This window comes from Neobacillus terrae (assembly GCF_011393025.1).
Taxonomy (GTDB): domain Bacteria; phylum Bacillota; class Bacilli; order Bacillales; family Cytobacillaceae; genus Neobacillus_A; species Neobacillus_A terrae.
The window spans coordinates 86,979-102,616 of sequence record NZ_JAAOEO010000010.1 but is presented as its reverse complement, the minus strand read 5'-3'; the positions used below and the strand labels follow the sequence as shown (position 1 = coordinate 102,616).

Annotated in this window: 15 protein-coding genes and 1 other annotated feature; of the genes, 11 read left to right on the top strand and 4 right to left on the bottom strand. The window is 35.4% G+C overall.

From position 1 onward, the window contains the following. Window positions 1-68 precede the first annotated feature (68 nt). On the top strand, window positions 69-908 hold the full coding sequence (locus G8761_RS15560; RefSeq protein WP_166028255.1) for a DUF2935 domain-containing protein: 840 nt from the start codon (window positions 69-71) through the stop codon (window positions 906-908). 449 nt (window positions 909-1,357) lie between these two features. On the opposite strand, the gene G8761_RS15555 is transcribed toward G8761_RS15560, so the two are convergent. Further along, window positions 1,358-2,233, bottom strand: a complete 876-nt coding sequence (locus G8761_RS15555) for a DMT family transporter (RefSeq protein WP_166028253.1) — start codon at window positions 2,231-2,233, stop codon at window positions 1,358-1,360. Between the two features lie 380 nt (window positions 2,234-2,613). Continuing rightward, window positions 2,614-3,054 carry a GNAT family N-acetyltransferase gene (locus tag G8761_RS15550; protein WP_166028251.1) on the bottom strand — a complete coding sequence of 147 codons (441 nt, stop codon included), beginning with the start codon at window positions 3,052-3,054 and terminating at the stop codon, window positions 2,614-2,616. Window positions 3,055-3,163: 109 nt separating this feature from the next. Here G8761_RS15550 and pdxR point away from each other — a divergent pair, with 109 nt between their 5' ends. The 4 genes from pdxR to G8761_RS28265 all read left to right on the top strand — a co-directional run bounded on the left by pdxR (window position 3,164) and on the right by G8761_RS28265 (window position 6,665). After that, window positions 3,164-4,564: a MocR-like pyridoxine biosynthesis transcription factor PdxR gene (gene pdxR, locus G8761_RS15545; protein ID WP_166028248.1), complete on the top strand. Its 1,401-nt coding sequence runs from the start codon at window positions 3,164-3,166 to the stop codon at window positions 4,562-4,564. Window positions 4,565-4,846: 282 nt separating this feature from the next. After that, window positions 4,847-5,314 carry a UPF0158 family protein gene (locus G8761_RS15540; RefSeq protein ID WP_166028246.1) on the top strand — a complete coding sequence of 156 codons (468 nt, stop codon included), beginning with the start codon at window positions 4,847-4,849 and terminating at the stop codon, window positions 5,312-5,314. 192 nt (window positions 5,315-5,506) lie between these two features. After that, complete coding sequence (locus G8761_RS15535; protein WP_166028244.1) at window positions 5,507-5,971, top strand: DUF5662 family protein; 465 nt, start codon at window positions 5,507-5,509, stop codon at window positions 5,969-5,971. A 247-nt stretch (window positions 5,972-6,218) separates the two neighbouring features. Next, complete coding sequence (locus G8761_RS28265) at window positions 6,219-6,665, top strand: YhfM domain-containing protein (RefSeq protein WP_476638935.1); 447 nt, start codon at window positions 6,219-6,221, stop codon at window positions 6,663-6,665. A 362-nt stretch (window positions 6,666-7,027) separates the two neighbouring features. Here the strand turns inward: G8761_RS28265 and G8761_RS15530 are convergent, their stop codons facing one another. After that, window positions 7,028-7,513 (bottom strand): DinB family protein, encoded by a 486-nt coding sequence (locus tag G8761_RS15530; RefSeq protein ID WP_166028242.1) that lies wholly within the window; start codon window positions 7,511-7,513, stop codon window positions 7,028-7,030. A gap of 287 nt (window positions 7,514-7,800) precedes the next feature. On the opposite strand from G8761_RS15530, the gene G8761_RS15525 reads away from it, so the two are divergent. The 4 genes from G8761_RS15525 to G8761_RS15510 all read left to right on the top strand — a co-directional run bounded on the left by G8761_RS15525 (window position 7,801) and on the right by G8761_RS15510 (window position 10,658). Continuing rightward, a complete protein-coding gene (locus G8761_RS15525; protein WP_166028240.1) occupies window positions 7,801-8,187 on the top strand; it encodes a hypothetical protein in 387 nt (128 codons plus the stop codon). A 904-nt stretch (window positions 8,188-9,091) separates the two neighbouring features. Next, window positions 9,092-9,544, top strand: coding sequence for a MarR family winged helix-turn-helix transcriptional regulator (locus G8761_RS15520; protein ID WP_166028238.1), 453 nt, complete (start codon window positions 9,092-9,094; stop codon window positions 9,542-9,544). A 26-nt stretch (window positions 9,545-9,570) separates the two neighbouring features. Then, window positions 9,571-10,092, top strand: coding sequence for a spermidine/spermine N(1)-acetyltransferase (gene paiA / locus G8761_RS15515; RefSeq protein ID WP_166028236.1), 522 nt, complete (start codon window positions 9,571-9,573; stop codon window positions 10,090-10,092). A gap of 284 nt (window positions 10,093-10,376) precedes the next feature. Then, the gene (locus G8761_RS15510; protein WP_166028234.1) at window positions 10,377-10,658 is read left to right on the top strand and encodes a hypothetical protein; all 282 of its coding nucleotides are present in this window, start codon (window positions 10,377-10,379) and stop codon (window positions 10,656-10,658) included. Window positions 10,659-10,766: 108 nt separating this feature from the next. Here G8761_RS15510 and G8761_RS15505 read toward each other — a convergent pair whose 3' ends face one another. Continuing rightward, window positions 10,767-12,059 (bottom strand): uracil/xanthine transporter, encoded by a 1,293-nt coding sequence (locus tag G8761_RS15505; protein ID WP_166028232.1) that lies wholly within the window; start codon window positions 12,057-12,059, stop codon window positions 10,767-10,769. 924 nt (window positions 12,060-12,983) lie between these two features. Next, window positions 12,984-13,189: a binding site (T-box leader), on the top strand. Window positions 13,190-13,241: 52 nt separating this feature from the next. Here G8761_RS15505 and proB point away from each other — a divergent pair. Continuing rightward, complete coding sequence (gene proB, locus G8761_RS15500) at window positions 13,242-14,366, top strand: glutamate 5-kinase (protein ID WP_166028230.1); 1,125 nt, start codon at window positions 13,242-13,244, stop codon at window positions 14,364-14,366. After that, window positions 14,363-15,604, top strand: a complete 1,242-nt coding sequence (locus G8761_RS15495) for a glutamate-5-semialdehyde dehydrogenase (protein WP_166028228.1) — start codon at window positions 14,363-14,365, stop codon at window positions 15,602-15,604. The genes proB and G8761_RS15495 overlap by 4 nt, the downstream gene beginning before the upstream one ends. Window positions 15,605-15,638 lie beyond the last annotated feature (34 nt).

Here is a 15,638-nt window from a genome sequence, read left to right as displayed (position 1 = left end):
TTTAAGGCATATTCAATTAAATATTAAATATGAATAGAGCAAAAGGAGTATTTCAGGGAGGTTATAGAATGAACGGGGATGATACATCTTTACATGCAGATACCGGTGTTACATCTGGTTTGTTTGTTGAGCGCTCGTTAAATGAAATTCGTTTTTGGGCTAGGATCATGAAAGAACATTCTTTATTTCTTCGATTGGGTTTTAGAGCAGAAGATTCTCAACTAATTCAAGAGGCTAATCAATTTTATCGCTTATTTGAACACATCGAACAAACTGCTCATTCCTTTAATAATCAAACTGACCCCGAACAAATAAGAAGATTTAATTCAGAGGTACAACAAGCTGCAACTAATATTTTCGTCTTTAAACGGAAAGTATTAGGACTAATTCTCACATGCAAATTGCCAGGGGCAAATAATTTCCCACTATTAGTTGACCATACAAGTAGGGAAGCTAATTATTTTAGAAAACGATTAATTGAATTAAATGAAGGCAAATTACAATCGCTTCCAGATGCCATTATTAAAGAAAATGTCTTCTTCTTAAGGATTATGGCAGATCATGCAAAATTTATTGGTCATCTCCTTGATCCGTCAGAAAGGAAACTAGTTGATGTAGCACGGAATTTCAGCAATGATTTTGATCAATTGCTGTATCAAGCAAGGGACATAGAATCTATGAAGCCACTATCTCAAACAGTTCCTCTTTTAGATCAATTCCTTGATCAAAATCGGGTGTCGGTCGCATCTCTTAGGGACTTCAAGAAAACAGCCCGTGATTTAATTGAGCAATGTAAAATAAAGAGCATTATTCATCCTCTATTAGCAGACCATGTTTTTAGGGAAGCTGACAGGTTCCTAGAAATCATTGATATGTTTGAAGTGCATCTTACAGGCGGTACCCGATAATTTAGATAACGACAAAAGTTAAAGATTGTGCATGTTAGGTTAATAAAGCATGGGTGCTTGTATTAAAAATCGAGTTGTGTTCTGCAGTTCTTTTTGCTTTAGTGGACTATGGGCATTCAATTAAAGAAAGAGTAATTTAACCTATACCGAATTATTTATCAAATTGAATAAAAATAGAAGTAAATTATGAAAGTTTTTTATGGGTGCTTACTGTAGCACTGAGTATTTTTTTCTTTAGTATGACCGTTGATAACAACTGGATTGTTAACACTATATTAAAGATACTAGGGACCTTAGTTGCAATTCCTGGCATCAATAAGTTAATACAAAAAATTAAGGTTTAGTGCTGTTATTATTAAACTAAAGGGGTAGGTTAGCTGAAGAAGCAATCAATTATTTCCGTTCCAGAATCAAAACCCCCTTCAGATTTGACCGAAGGGGGGTGAATATTAATCTTTCGTTTTAATTACGAATAGTACACCAATGAGGATTAGGATAGAGCCTATCCAAAACATTACACCTATGGTCTCTCCTAGAAAAAGCCACCCAAGCAATGTTCCAACCACGGGTTGAAAGAAGAAAAATATTCCCCCGCTTGAGGCATTTAGCATTTGTAATCCACGGTTCCAAAGTAAAAATCCACCTGCTGTTGAGATAACCCCTAAATACAAAAGTCCTCCCCAGATTGTTGGGTGACTCAGTTGAGGTATATTAATTGCGTGTAACCGTGGCAAAACAAAAGGAGTCAACACAATTAGGGCAACCAAGATCGAATAGGTCGTTACCACAATTTGTGAATAGTCACTTGGCAGACGCTTAACAAGTACAGACATGAGTGCCCACGTTAAAGCAGCAGTCATAAGCCAGATGCCACCAAGTTTACTGGATACATCTATATGGCCGACTCTAACGATAAGAAAAACCCCAATTGTTGCTAAACAAACGGAGAGAATCTTCTTTAAGGTCAAACGTTCTTTAAGTATTAAGCGAGCAAAAATAACCATAAACGCTGGGGTAGACGAAGTTATAATCGCTCCCATTTGTGCAGATGATAGCATTGTTCCAGTTTCCTGAGTCACTATTGAGATGGCGTTACCAATAATTCCAATGGCTATAATTAATGAGAAATATCGTTTCTCTATACGCCAATTTTGCCGTGTTATGAGGCCGACAATGAGAAGTGCTACAATAGCGACCAAATATCTTAACCACACAAGTTCCAGTGGAGGTATGACCGCTACTACAACTTTGACAACCACATACATTCCGCCCCAAATACTTGAAGCCAAAATCAAAAATAAAGAACCTAATAAGGTGTTTTTCATTTTTTTATTCCCTCCGTAGTTTAAATAGGTCGAAACTGCCCCTGACGGAGAGATGTAGCCACCCTTACTCCATTAAGAGCAGAAGTGTGCTACTGGTACATCGTTTTCAAATAATGGAGTCCAATACAATTTGCTTCACCTCTAGTCCATTTAACCTAATTAAATATATTATTTGTTTTATTTTAACAAAGAAATCTGAAAAATTGAACTTAAGCTAAAGGGCGCTAGAGTTCAGAAAAGGATTATAGCATTTTTTTATGTAATCCTTTTTGAACAATTGGGTTAGTTTTACAAGAAGGTAATAAATGAGTTTTTTGTAAAAGTAGAGATAAAAGACCTCAAGAGAGGCCTTTTGATTGGTTTATGGGATACCCCGAGGATTAGATCCTCTTTAAAAAAACAAAGCTAACCTTATCATATTCCATCTGATTTTCATAAAAACGGTGAGCGTCCAATCGTTGTAATCCAGATGAGAGCGACACAAGATCATAGCCATGTTCTTTTGACCAACTATGAACATAACTCAGAAGAGCTTTACCATATCCTTTTGAGCGATGATCAGAATCTGTAACCAGATCACATACCCATATGAACCTTCCGTTGTATAAAGTAATCATCGGCATAAATCCTGTTACAGCAACTATTTTTTCATTTTCATACAATGCGGCCATTTTATATTTTTCCTTTTGCGTTGCTTCTTGTACCAACTGAAGATAACTAACTTCGTCTAAATGAGTTCTCAGTTGGTTCACTACTGGATACGCTTCCTTCCATTCCTGCATGTTTTCCAATTCCCTAATTAAAACAGTTCTTTGAATCATTTCTTTCAACCCCTTAAAGAATTTATATATATTTAATCACAAACTGGTATAATCGAAAGTATCAGTTTTTATAAATTTAAGGGTACCAGTTAAAAGTAGGAGAAGAAAAATGATCGAACTAACACCAGTTTTGGATAGCAAGGATACTCCGTTATATATTCAGTTAGCAAAGTACATAAAGCAAGAAATACTGTGTGGAAGAATTAACCCTGGAGAAAAGTTACCTTCGAAAAGGAAGTTATCTGTTCACCTCGGCTTAAGCATAAATACGATTAAGACCGCTTACGAACAATTAAATGCTGAGGGGTATATTGAAAGTAAACCTCGACAAGGTTTATTTGTGGCGACCTTCGAAGGTGATATTTCCACGGTACAACTTTATCCTCAAGAATTGAATCCATTGCCTGAGCAAGAAAAAGTAAATATTAAGCTTGATTTTAATTCAGGAAAGGTAGATTTAGAACACTTTCCATATTCCTTGTGGAGAAAACTAACCATCGAATCTTTATATCAAGATCAAGGAGAATTATTTAATCTTGGAAATCCACAAGGTGAGCTGCTTCTAAGAGAACAAATTGCGACGTATTTGTATGCATCAAGGGGTGCTAGGTGCTCAGCTAGCCAAATCATCATTGGTGCAGGTACCCAGGTGCTTATGGCTTTATTAACAATGTTAATCGGTAAAGACAAATTATACGGTGTGGAGGTTCCTGGATTCCATCGAACAAGAACCGTTCTTCAAGATTTAGGAGAAAAAATAATATCCATCCCATTAGATAGAGATGGTATGGATATAAAGCTTTTAAAAAATAGTAAGGCCAATGTTGTATATGTTACACCATCCCATCAATTCCCTAATGGGATGATTATGCCAATATCACGCCGAATGAAATTGTTAAAATGGGCTGAGGATAAAAACCGTTATATAATAGAAGATGATTATGATGGTGAATACCGTTATAAAGGACAGCCGATACCTTCATTACAGGGACTTGATACAATGGGAAAGGTTATTTATTTAGGGACTTTTTCTAAGTCGTTGTTCCCATCTATTCGAATAAGTTATATGGTTTTACCAATCTCGTTAATTAATATATATCTCAAAAACTATACAATATATAAGCAGACCGTTTCTCGTCTTCACCAGGATACACTTTATCGTTTTATGAAAGACGGATATTGGCAAAGTCATTTAAATAAAATGAGAACTCTTTATCGTAAGAAACACGGTACCTTAATGTTATCCATCAAAAAATATTTAGGAAACAACGTTAATGTAATTGGTGAAAATTCCGGACTACACATTGTTTTAGAAGTGAAAAATAATATGTGCGAAGAGGAGTTAATAGAAAAAGCATTTAAATCAGGTGTAAAGGTATACCCTTTGTCGATATATTACCAAAATAAAGAAGGTTACAACGGCTCTCAGGTTTTGTTAGGTTTTGGTGGTTTATCGGAAACAGATATTGATGCAGGAATTCGATTGTTAAAAGAAGCCTGGATGATTTAAAGTATTTTGTCCAAAAGATTGATTAGGTTCCTTATTCAACTACAATGAAAATAAGTGTCTACAGGATAATAAAAATGCAAAACTCAAGAAGACCCTTCTCAATCGTTAAAAAAAGAGGAGAGCGTAAAATGAATAAGTCTATGGAATAGAATTGACTAGATCAAAGGCAGTATCAGATTTGCACTTCCTAACCATTTTCATCCTCTATGGTACAGCGCGATCTTTGGCCTGCCTGATGACCAACGGAAGCATAAGAAAAAAATCTTAAAGGGTGATCTCATAATGAATATACAAGTTAAACTAAAAGATATAATTGAGGAAATGGAAATACAGTTTGAAGAGTCGCGTTCATTACTAAATATTAAAACGGGTGAAATAGTGTTAGTAACATCGGAGGACTTGAGAGCTGCTGAAGACGAAAAACCATTTGATCATTTACCTGAATGGGAACAAGAAAATAGAAAGACTGCAATTGATGTCGTTGAAAACTTTGAAAATTATATAGATTTACCTACTAAATATGAAGTGAATGAGTATGAAGTAATGGAAAACTTTTGCTTTACAGTCTGTGATCAACGTAAGCAGGAATCATTATTGAGGGCAATTAAGGGCAAGGGTGCCTTTAGAAGGTTTAAGGACAAAATCATAGATTTTGAAATGGAAGATCAATGGTATTCATACCGTGATGAGTGTTTCAAACTAATTGCGATTGAATGGTGTCAAGAAAATAAAATAAACTTTATTGAGTAGAAATGACAACGGATGATTACTGCACCAAAGGGTAATTACCCTCTTTTCTTATTAAAGTAATGCTATTTTACTTAGCTATGGGTCCTTTAGTCAAAAAAGATTAGATTAAATGTCCTTTTTTATTAACAACAGGGATTTTAAGCATCCAAGGAGATTATAAATTAAAATTTATTGAATTGGATGTGGGATTTTATGTTGAAGGCTTGTTGGAGGAATATACTCTACATAATTAATCATAAAATGAATGTTCTTGTTGAATGCTGGCAAGAGGGTTTATACATTCAAGGCATAACCCACGATTTATCAAAGTTTTCTCCTATAGAATTTTTCCCATATGCTAAGAAATTTTTTTCAGGTAAACAACTAAGTGAAGATGATGAATTAAGATGGAAGTATGCCTGGCTTCATCATCAACATAAAAATAAACACCATTGGGAATATTGGGTTGTTGATCCAAATAATAAGAAAGCCTTACCAATGCCAAGAAAATATTTACTTGAAATGGTTTGTGATTGGCGTTCCTTTTCAAGAAAGTGGGGAAAGAAGGTCAAAACTTCAACGCTGAACCTGAGTGAAAAGATTATCTTACATCCTGAAACGAAAAAGGAACTAGAGATTATTATAGAGAATAAAAGACTAGAAGAAAAAATAATCTGACACACTTTATTTAGTAGAAAGATTTTGGCTTTTTAGTTTTTAAAGCTAATATTGGCAAGAACTACAGAACGAGCTGCCAATAAAGGGGCTTTATTCTTATATTAAGAAGATCAGAAAAAACAAATGTTAAATGGACAAAGGAGGGGAATAGGAATGAAGATACGAAAATTATTAGTTGGTTTTTTTTCTGTTCTCTTACTAATCCTTAACAGGATATTCAAACGGACTCAATCCCGATGACCAATACATTGAAGTTCAAAAGCGAGTAGGTAAGAAAAGTAATTTTGAAGAAGGGAGAAAAATTACAGATAGAAACGAAGTTATTAAAGTAAGAGAAATTTTAAACGAACCGAAATGGGTATACGCAAAAAGAGATACCCTTCAACCGCCTGACTATCGTTTTGGTTTCCACTCTAAAGACCCAAGAATTCGGGAAGATGCAGTATTACACAGAGTTTGGATTACTCCTGATAAAAACAGATTGGTGATTGTTCGAGGTGAGAACCAATATGCGCAATTAACAAAAAAACAATCAGCGATATTACTTCAAATTTTAACAGAAGGGAAATCAGAAGGACACCTTCATGAAAAAATGATGTATGTTGGTTTAGGTTTATTATTATTTTGCTTTTTACTTTATTATTTTATTTTTAACCCCAAAAAACGCTTATTAAAAAATAATATTGTAAAATGATTCACTTAATTAGGGCTCCTTCTTTGGTTTTGATATGACACCCTAAAAATGGGACAAATCATCTCCAATCAAATTCAAATAGGTGGCATTTGGTCATAAAACAAAACTTGAGATGTCTGTTCAAGTAAAAAAGAGCAGAGTCATTTTTTGTAATGTTACTTAAGAATTATAATGTCACGGTAAACGGAAATACTATATTTCCGATGAAGGGGTTCAGATGATAGATAAAAAAGAGAATGGTAATTTGGTTAATTTATTAATAAATAAAGTACCATGTTGTGGAGCTAACAGAGTAATTTAGTGAAAAAAGACAAAAAAATAAAGCTTTGAAATCCGCTGCTGTCCAAAGCTCTTTCGTAACATTATAATTTTTTAACTTGTTCAATTTTCAATCCAAAAATTTGAGGGGGATTAATCTTATTCATTTGTAAATAAGTAGAGATTTGTCCACGATGATGGATTTCATGTTCTGGAATTGCCATAAGTATTCTCCACACACTAACTTCATGACCATGAAGGGTTAAAACCTTTTTTGTCAATACATCATTGCCAATTTTTAATAGACCCTCTGTTAGTTTAATCTGACATGCCTCTAAATAATTAGAAATATCCTCAAGAGAAGCACCCTTATCCGTATTGTGCCCTGTGTATGTCCACGTTCCATTTTCAATTACACCAAGAAACATCAATCGAGAAGATGCGATATGTCTCAATAAATCACCTGTAGAAAATTTATCTTCAGAAGGCTTCCAATCTAAGACTTCATTAGATATTGATTTCACATATTGCATCGTTCTTTTATGAATACCATCTAAGTATTTTACATATTCCTTTATATCATGAATCATGTTATCACTCTCCAATTTCTCTGACTTTTATTACTTATATTCTTAATTATTTGTAAATAATCCTTTAAATTCTAGGTTTCATATTAAGTAATACACTTCGTTGATCCAAGAAGGATTACCCGACTTTTTTGCAGAAGTTGTTGTTGGCTAATGGGGCAGGTGTCCGGTAGAGGAATCGAATTAATAGATATAGAATAAGATGGAATCTTAATTACTTATGGGAGATACATAATGAGCAATCGTAAATGCGGGACAGAAAAAATACAAAAATTGGAGGCGGAAATCGAGTGAAAAAGTTTATTCTAATTATTTTATCGTCCATTCTTCTATCTATTATGCTAAATGGTTGCCAACAGCAAGAATCAAACGCTAAAAAAGAGCAAAACGTGAAGAAAGTAAATAGTAATGAAACCCAGTCATTAGACGTCAGGAAGGCTGTTTGGGGACAACTTACAAAAAAGGAAAAAGAACATATAGTAGGAACTTGGAAGGATGCAAGTTTTCGGAAAATAACACTTCGGGAGACAATGGGAAACATTAAAGACAAAACATATATAGGAAAAGAGGTTTATCTGGTTGATTTTCCTTCAAACGATAATCCATCATTAGGCGGGGTTGGAGTTTATGCAGATATAAAATCACATCTTTTAATTGGATTTGGATATAGAGAATAAAAGGATAAAAGACTTAATTTTTTCGTTGTAAAATAGTTCAAATAACGGGGGCAAGAGGTGATGAAGGAATTTCATAAAACACAAGTGAAATACTTATTTATAAGTTTTTTGTTTAGGAGATCAAGATAAAATGGAAGATTTAATTTTAAATTTAATACCAATATTGAAAATCTTAAGCCTTTTACTCTTTATCATTTTCACTGTCTTGACAGCTTTCGAACTTATAAAATTAGCACTTTATTATCATAAAAGGAACGAAGCCTGGGTGAAAGAAGAGGATTATAATAAAAGATCTAGGAAAACAAGGATATACTATTTCTGTTTTGGAATATCTGCCATACTATATGGATTGTGTAAGGGTTTATAGATAGATTCATCAATCTGTTTTTTATTGGGAGACATAGTAGAGGAGATGAACAAGATGTTGCTATGACAGCAGCATCTTTTTTCATCAAGAGCTACCGGGACAGTTTTGTCGAAGATGGAAATTTAGTATTAATTGAATTAGAAAGGAAAAGTGAAAAGGGAAAATTTGACACAGAGTAAAAATCTGAGAAGCAACAATGAATGATATTGATGAATTAACTGGACTAATGGACCATCTTAGAAAACCAACCACCATTGAAAATATGAAACAACGATTACTTATATTTAATCAGGTCCTGCTTATCATACTATATTTGCCCTTTTAGATGGCAAAGTGCTCAGATGGATAGCCTTAGTTAAGGGGTTTTATTATGAAAAGGATGGCTTTGTTAGCATTATAGCTTTTGATTGATTGAAATTACCGTAATAAAGGGATTGGAAAGAAAAACATCTCTCTTTGCTTTGTTGCAAATACAACAAAAATATTATAATATATATTTATTATTTTATATCCCTACAAATTGATGGAGTTGCATATATGAACGAAATTCTACGTGAAATTGGAATGATTGCCAGGGCATTAGATTCTATAAGCAATATAGAATTTAAAGAATTTGATCTTACAAAAGGACAGTATTTGTATCTGGTGCGAATATGTGAAAACCAGGGAATCATTCAGGAAAAGTTAGCTGAAATGATAAAAGTAGACCGAACAACGGCAGCTCGTGCCATAAAAAAACTTGAAATGAATGGTTTTATTGAAAGGAAAGACGATCAACATAATAAAAAAATAAAAAAGCTCTTTCCAACAGAGAAAGGGAAAAAGATTTATCCTTTTATAAAACAAGAAAATGAACATTCCAACGAAGTTGCATTAGCTGGATTCTCGGAAAAAGAAGTAGAAACTCTTTTTTATTTTCTCCAAAGAGTTAGAAAAAATATCGAGATAGACTGGGAATTTGTCAAAAAGGGAAACAAGAGGAATTATTGATTTTATAAAGGGAGCGAGATATAAAAATGACTATAAATTTAAAAAGGTGCACAAGTGAAGATTTACATACACTACAGGAAATAAGTTATGAAACATTTAATGAAACATTTAAGAATCAAAACTCGCCCGAAAATATGAAGGCCTATTTGGATAGAGCCTTTAACTTAAAACAATTAGAAAAAGAATTATCCAATATTTCTTCAGAATTTTATTTTGCTTATTTTAATAATGAAGTCGCCGGATATTTAAAGGTCAATACCAATGATGCCCAGTCTGAAGAAATGAGTGATGAATCCCTTGAAATTGAAAGGATTTATATAAAGAACAAATTTCAAAAACTTGGGCTTGGTAAATATCTGCTAAAAAAAGCGATGGAAATTGCGATGGAACGGAATAAAAAGAAAGTCTGGCTGGGCGTATGGGAAAAAAATGAAAATGCAATTGCCTTTTATCATAAAATGGGGTTTGTTCAAACAGGTGCCCACTCTTTTTATATGGGGGATGAAGAACAGATAGACTTGATAATGACTAAAACACTCACTCACTGATGCAAGAATTAAAGGAGGGAACTGTATATTTAACGGATTCGGTTCAGAGGGAGAAAATTATAAAAAGTTAGCCATTTGGAGGTACAATTCGCAATAGAATTGGTACCTCCTTTTTTATTGTTATATCAACTTTATTTTGTTTTATTAATAAAATTAGCACACGGATTAACATTGTAATTAGAAAGTGTACATAAATTTATGTACATTTGTTGAAATCGGCGTTAAAACACCTGCCAAATGGTTATACTAATTATATGACCAATATGTATGGAGAGGATAACCAAATGAAGTTTATCAAGCCCAAAAACAATAACGCTACCAATGTGGACTGGCTTATATCCGAGCGTGTAAGAGCCATTGTTAAAACGTATGCTGAATTCACAGAGTACAGTGAGAGCGAAGTTGTGGATATTTTCTTGCTCAACATTTTGGATGATAAGGATTTTTTAAATTGGATTGAAGGTAGAAGAAACAACAAAAGGATTATTAAGCAACTACAAATCGAAGATTCGGTGGAGAGCGAAATGTTTTTAAAAAAGGGGAGAGCGCAGTTCATCAATTCATAATCTGGGAACTTTTCTCACTAAATTAGTGTATAAATAATCCTTGTTAGTTCGTCTTTGGACTGATACACACATTCTATTCCCTACGGTAAATCCGTTTAAAAGTTAGGATTAGTTGTTCGAAAATCTTTTACTTGACCAAGAGATAAGCTCCATAAGCAGGGCGACCAAAATACCTACCAATAAACCATTGGACAAAAGTGGCTGGATTAGTGCTGGAATGGTGGCGAACGCTTCTTTAGGAATATTCATAATCGACATGCCAAGCAAAGACGGAATAGCAATTCGGTATCCAGTTTTTGGTGTAAAACGCAATCCTTCAATATTTCTTAAAGCAGAAAGAAACAATTGGCAATAGGCAACGAATAAGATAGTGTTCCCAACATGGGGTGGTATGGTTGAAAAAAAAGAGATTAACTGAGGGACCATACCTAAAATAATGAACATAACCGAACCAAGGAAAAACGGTAATCGTTCTCGAATCCCCGTAGATTGTAAGAAACCTAATGATGACGCATATGGCGCATAAGGAACAAGGCCGAAAAAGCCTGAAATAGATGTGAATGCTCCAGATAGAATGAGGGAGAACTTATATTGTTTAGTTGAAGTTTCCTTTTGATAAATGTCTTCTACGCCTTTCAAAGTGGCAATAGTATTGGATGTATTTAATAATCCTGTGATAACCACCATAAATACGATTCCCCCTATAAAAGTCGGAGCTCCTAAAGGAAACCAGATAAGATGCGCGTGGGGTGTAAAGGTAGCCGTCAATTCTGTTGGAAACAACCATGTGGAACCAAGCCAGCCAATGGTCATTCCTATTAAAAGGGCTAAATTACTTAGGATCCCCTTTCCTTTTATATTGATAATAATCGTAATAGCTGCAAGGAGAATGGAAAAACAAGCAACATCTAAACGGATATGATTTCCACTATTTAAACCTAGCATCCCTTTTAGGAATGTGAAAATTAACTGATTGGCTAGGAGCAATAAGAAAACAAACATAACAATAGGTGTGAACCACTTTTTCAATAAACCAGCCAGACCAAATACGCCTAACAGTGATACCAAGAGACCTGATAGAATGGAACCAACCGCTATACTTCCCCCAATGGCAGCCACATTTAAATGTAACGTGTCAGCCATAGCTGCAATATTTAGGATGACTCCCCACCACAATCCCGATTGACCTTCCATGATGGAAAGCCGATGTCCAATCCAGCCTTGTAAAACGCAAGCAACTCCAGTCAAAATGAAGGATTGTTGAAGTGCGGAAACAATCTCCGAACCATCCAAATTGAAGGCGGCTCCTATAGATATAGGGATGACAACAGTATTAGCAAACATAAAGAAAAGCCACTGAAATCCCCCTAATAAACTGAAAATATTTTGTTTCGTGACCATAAACTCCCTCTTCCAACTGCAAACTTAGGCTTGTATTCTTAAACACCCTATTATTATCAGTATACAAAATATACATTCATAAGAAAAACAAGAGAATCGGAATCCAACACTCTTGTTTATTGCCATATATAATTTTAAATTACAGGTTTCATTGTTTCTTGCTTTTTATTGGGAGACATAGTAGAGGAGTTGAACAAGAAGTTGCTATGGCAGTAGCATATTCCTTCATTTTAAGCTGCCGGGACAGTTCAGCTGAATCAATTTCTTATTAGTTGATAAATAAAGGAAAAGAGAAAGGGAAAATTGTCATTGAATATTAAACTTACTTATCGTTTATTAAAGTCGGTTATGTTGGTCAGAGTCCAAGAAGGATTTTTAATGTTTTCTTCAAATTGAATAACTGATATATCTTGTGTCTATTTTACGGAGGTACTTTTATGCCATATAGTGCATTTTTAACCGATATCTTCTTGTTGTTATTGGCAGTTATTCTAATCATGAGGATCTTTATGAAGGGATTCAAAAATAAAATGACTTTTAAAGAAATAATAAAATCAAATTATTTTTGGTTGGGTGTTCTATTAGTCTTTGCTATTTGGATAACTAGAGCAGCTATGCTATAGGTATTAGAATAAAACGAAATGAACACTGACTAAGCATTGTATGAAAAAATGTACTTATACAATCGTGAGCTAAAGTTGCAGCTCCGCCTGCGATAATTGGTTATTTTTATTTTGGCAACCGGCGATGGTTTTCTCAATTAGAAAAATTTCCTTTATGTCGTATTAAACCTGCATCTATTATTCATATAATGATGTAGCAAAAGGGAACATGGAGATTTTTCAGGAAAGAAGATATCTTTTTAGTAAAATCTTTATCTTGACAAGTTGCCTTTTTCAAATCATAATTTCAGAAATAATAAAAAAGAAAATGGTAAGGGACTAGTAAATCTAGGGAACATGATAGAGAGTGGAATCCACGGGCTGGAAGGTTCCTCATGAGAAGAAGATTGAACCTACCCTATGAAGCTGTTTATGCAAACATAAACCGTTTTCCCTCGTTACGGGAGCAAAGTGGATGCTTGGGCATCAATGAAGGTGGTACCGCGGAACGATTTTTCCGTCCTTTTTAGTTAAGGACAGAAGAGTCGTTTTTTATTTTATAGAGAAAGGTACGAGCGAGATGAAAAAACAGCGAATTGTTGTGAAAATAGGAAGCAGTTCCCTTACCACTGATTCTGGGACCTTATCTGAGAAAAAAATGCGTGACCATATTGAAGCTATTGCCTTTTTAAAGCAGCAGGGACATGAAGTGATTCTTATTTCTTCCGGGGCTGTAGCAGCCGGATTTGGCTCGCTTGGTTACCCGTCCCGCCCCAAAACAGTAGCTGGAAAACAGGCGGCAGCAGCAGTTGGTCAAGGCCTTTTAATGCAAGCTTATATTTCACTTTTTAAAGACTTTAGTATTGTACCTGCCCAAATGCTGTTAACACGTGCAGACTTTTACAGTGAAGAACGGTTTCGCAACCTTTATTCTGCCATGACAGAGCTGCTTGAGAGGGGAGTATTGCCGATTATTAATGAAAATGACTCGGTTTCAATCGAGGAGTTAACCTTTGGGGACAATGATATGCTTTCCGCCCTCGTCAGCGGGTTTTTACATGCGAACGTGCTCATTATTCTCACTGATATAAATGGACTCTATGATGGCAATCCAAAAGTATTGAAAGAAGCTAAAAAATTCCATTTCATTTCTGAAATTACGGATGAGCTTTTAAATGTTGCAGGTCAAAGCAGTTCTTCAGTCGGAACAGGCGGGATGAAGTCAAAGCTGTTAGCTGCCAAAAGAGCTCTATCCCTCGGTGTTAATGTTTTTGTTGGCAAGGGAGAAGGCAAGGAGAAGCTAGTTGACATTTTAAAGGGTCAAGGTGATGGAACTTACATTGGCGGATCCTTCCAAACTCAAATGCAAATGAAAAAGCAATGGATTGCTCATCACTCTCAAGTCGCAGGCATCATTGAGATTGACGAAGGAGCCGAAAAAGCGATTGTTCAAAAAGGGAAAAGTCTTCTTCCTGTTGGAATTACCAAAGTAATTGGAGTGTTTAATGCCCTGGATGTGGTAGCCGTCCACAATCAAAAAGGGAAGATTGTCGGGAGGGGTCAAATTTATTATTCCTCTGAGGACTTGCAAAAAGTAAAAGGTCTTCCTAGCGATCAAGCCCAATGTTATTCCATTAATCAAAGAGCTGAAGTTATCCATCGAGACAACTGGGTAACCATGTCAAAGGAGCGGTCTTTAATATGAACGAGTTACTAGAAAAAGCAAAGAAATTAAAGCATACAACTAAAAGATTAGGAATGCTGACGACTGAGGAAAAGAATAAAGCTTTAGCTAAAATGGCTGATCATATTCTAAATAAAAAAGACTGGATTTTAAGCGAAAATACAAAAGACATTCAATTAGGAAAAGAAAACGGCGTGTCTCCTGCCTTTTTGGATCGGTTACTTTTAACAGAAGAAAGAATTGGGCAAATAGTGGATGGTCTGCACCAATTAGTCACATTGGAGGATCCGGTTGGTGAAAAAATTGAAGCGTGGGAAAGACCGAATGGTTTGCACATTCAAACCGTAAGAGTCCCTCTCGGTGTAATTGGAATGGTTTATGAAGCACGTCCCAACGTAACGGTAGATGCGGCAAGTCTATGTTTGAAGGCAGGGAATTCTGTTCTTTTAAGAGGAAGTGCCTCTGCTCTTAACTCCAATAAAGCACTTGTCCAGGTAATGTGCGACTCACTAGAGGGAACAGCCATTCCGCCTGATGCCATTCAACTGTTAGAAGATACAAGCCGAGAAACAGCATCAGAAATGTTTAAACTAAATGGATATATTGATGTGCTTATTCCACGTGGCGGGGCAGGCTTAATTCAAACTGTTATTCAAAATGCAACGGTGCCGGTCCTTGAAACAGGAGTTGGTAATTGCCATGTATATGTTGATGAAACCGCAATGGAGAATATGGCCATTGATATTGTGATCAACGCCAAAACACATCGTCCCTCAGTTTGTAATGCGGCTGAGACGCTCCTTATACATAAGAACTGGCCTTATGCTTCAAAGCTTTTACATGCTCTTTCTGAAAGAGGGGTTGAGTTGCGCGGCGACGACACATTGTCTTCCACTTATTCATTTGTAAAACAAGCCTCAGAGGAAGATTGGCATAAGGAATATTTGACGACAATTTTAGCTGTTAAACTGGTAAAAGGCGTGAAAGAAGCGATTGAACATATTGATAAATACGGAACAAAACATTCAGAGGCAATTATAAGTGAAACTGGTCAAAACGTCGATTTATTTTTGCAGGCTGTTGACGCAGCAGTGGTGTACCATAATGCCTCCACTCGTTTTACAGACGGTGAGCAATTCGGATATGGGGCAGAAATTGGTATCAGTACGCAAAAGCTGCATGCACGTGGACCAATGGGACTCCGGGCAATCACTACAACAAAAGCGATTGTGCGCGGAACAGGACAAATACGCTCTTAAAAATGAGCATGTTTGCTGGGCAAGAAACTTGCAG

Bases quoted from the DNA above. Each gene is read 5' to 3' on its own strand.
- G8761_RS15560 (WP_166028255.1), top strand. From the start codon at position 69: ATGAACGGGGATGATACATCTTTACATGCAGATACCGGTGTTACATCT.
- G8761_RS15530 (WP_166028242.1), bottom strand. From the start codon at position 7,513: ATGATTCATGATATAAAGGAATATGTAAAATACTTAGATGGTATTCAT.
- G8761_RS15550 (WP_166028251.1), bottom strand. From the start codon at position 3,054: ATGATTCAAAGAACTGTTTTAATTAGGGAATTGGAAAACATGCAGGAA.
- proB (WP_166028230.1), top strand. From the start codon at position 13,242: ATGAAAAAACAGCGAATTGTTGTGAAAATAGGAAGCAGTTCCCTTACC.
- G8761_RS15555 (WP_166028253.1), bottom strand. From the start codon at position 2,233: ATGAAAAACACCTTATTAGGTTCTTTATTTTTGATTTTGGCTTCAAGT.
- G8761_RS15520 (WP_166028238.1), top strand. From the start codon at position 9,092: ATGAACGAAATTCTACGTGAAATTGGAATGATTGCCAGGGCATTAGAT.
- G8761_RS15505 (WP_166028232.1), bottom strand. From the start codon at position 12,059: ATGGTCACGAAACAAAATATTTTCAGTTTATTAGGGGGATTTCAGTGG.
- G8761_RS15510 (WP_166028234.1), top strand. From the start codon at position 10,377: ATGAAGTTTATCAAGCCCAAAAACAATAACGCTACCAATGTGGACTGG.
- paiA (WP_166028236.1), top strand. From the start codon at position 9,571: ATGACTATAAATTTAAAAAGGTGCACAAGTGAAGATTTACATACACTA.
- G8761_RS15540 (WP_166028246.1), top strand. From the start codon at position 4,847: ATGAATATACAAGTTAAACTAAAAGATATAATTGAGGAAATGGAAATA.
- G8761_RS15495 (WP_166028228.1), top strand. From the start codon at position 14,363: ATGAACGAGTTACTAGAAAAAGCAAAGAAATTAAAGCATACAACTAAA.
- pdxR (WP_166028248.1), top strand. From the start codon at position 3,164: ATGATCGAACTAACACCAGTTTTGGATAGCAAGGATACTCCGTTATAT.
- G8761_RS15535 (WP_166028244.1), top strand. From the start codon at position 5,507: ATGTTGAAGGCTTGTTGGAGGAATATACTCTACATAATTAATCATAAA.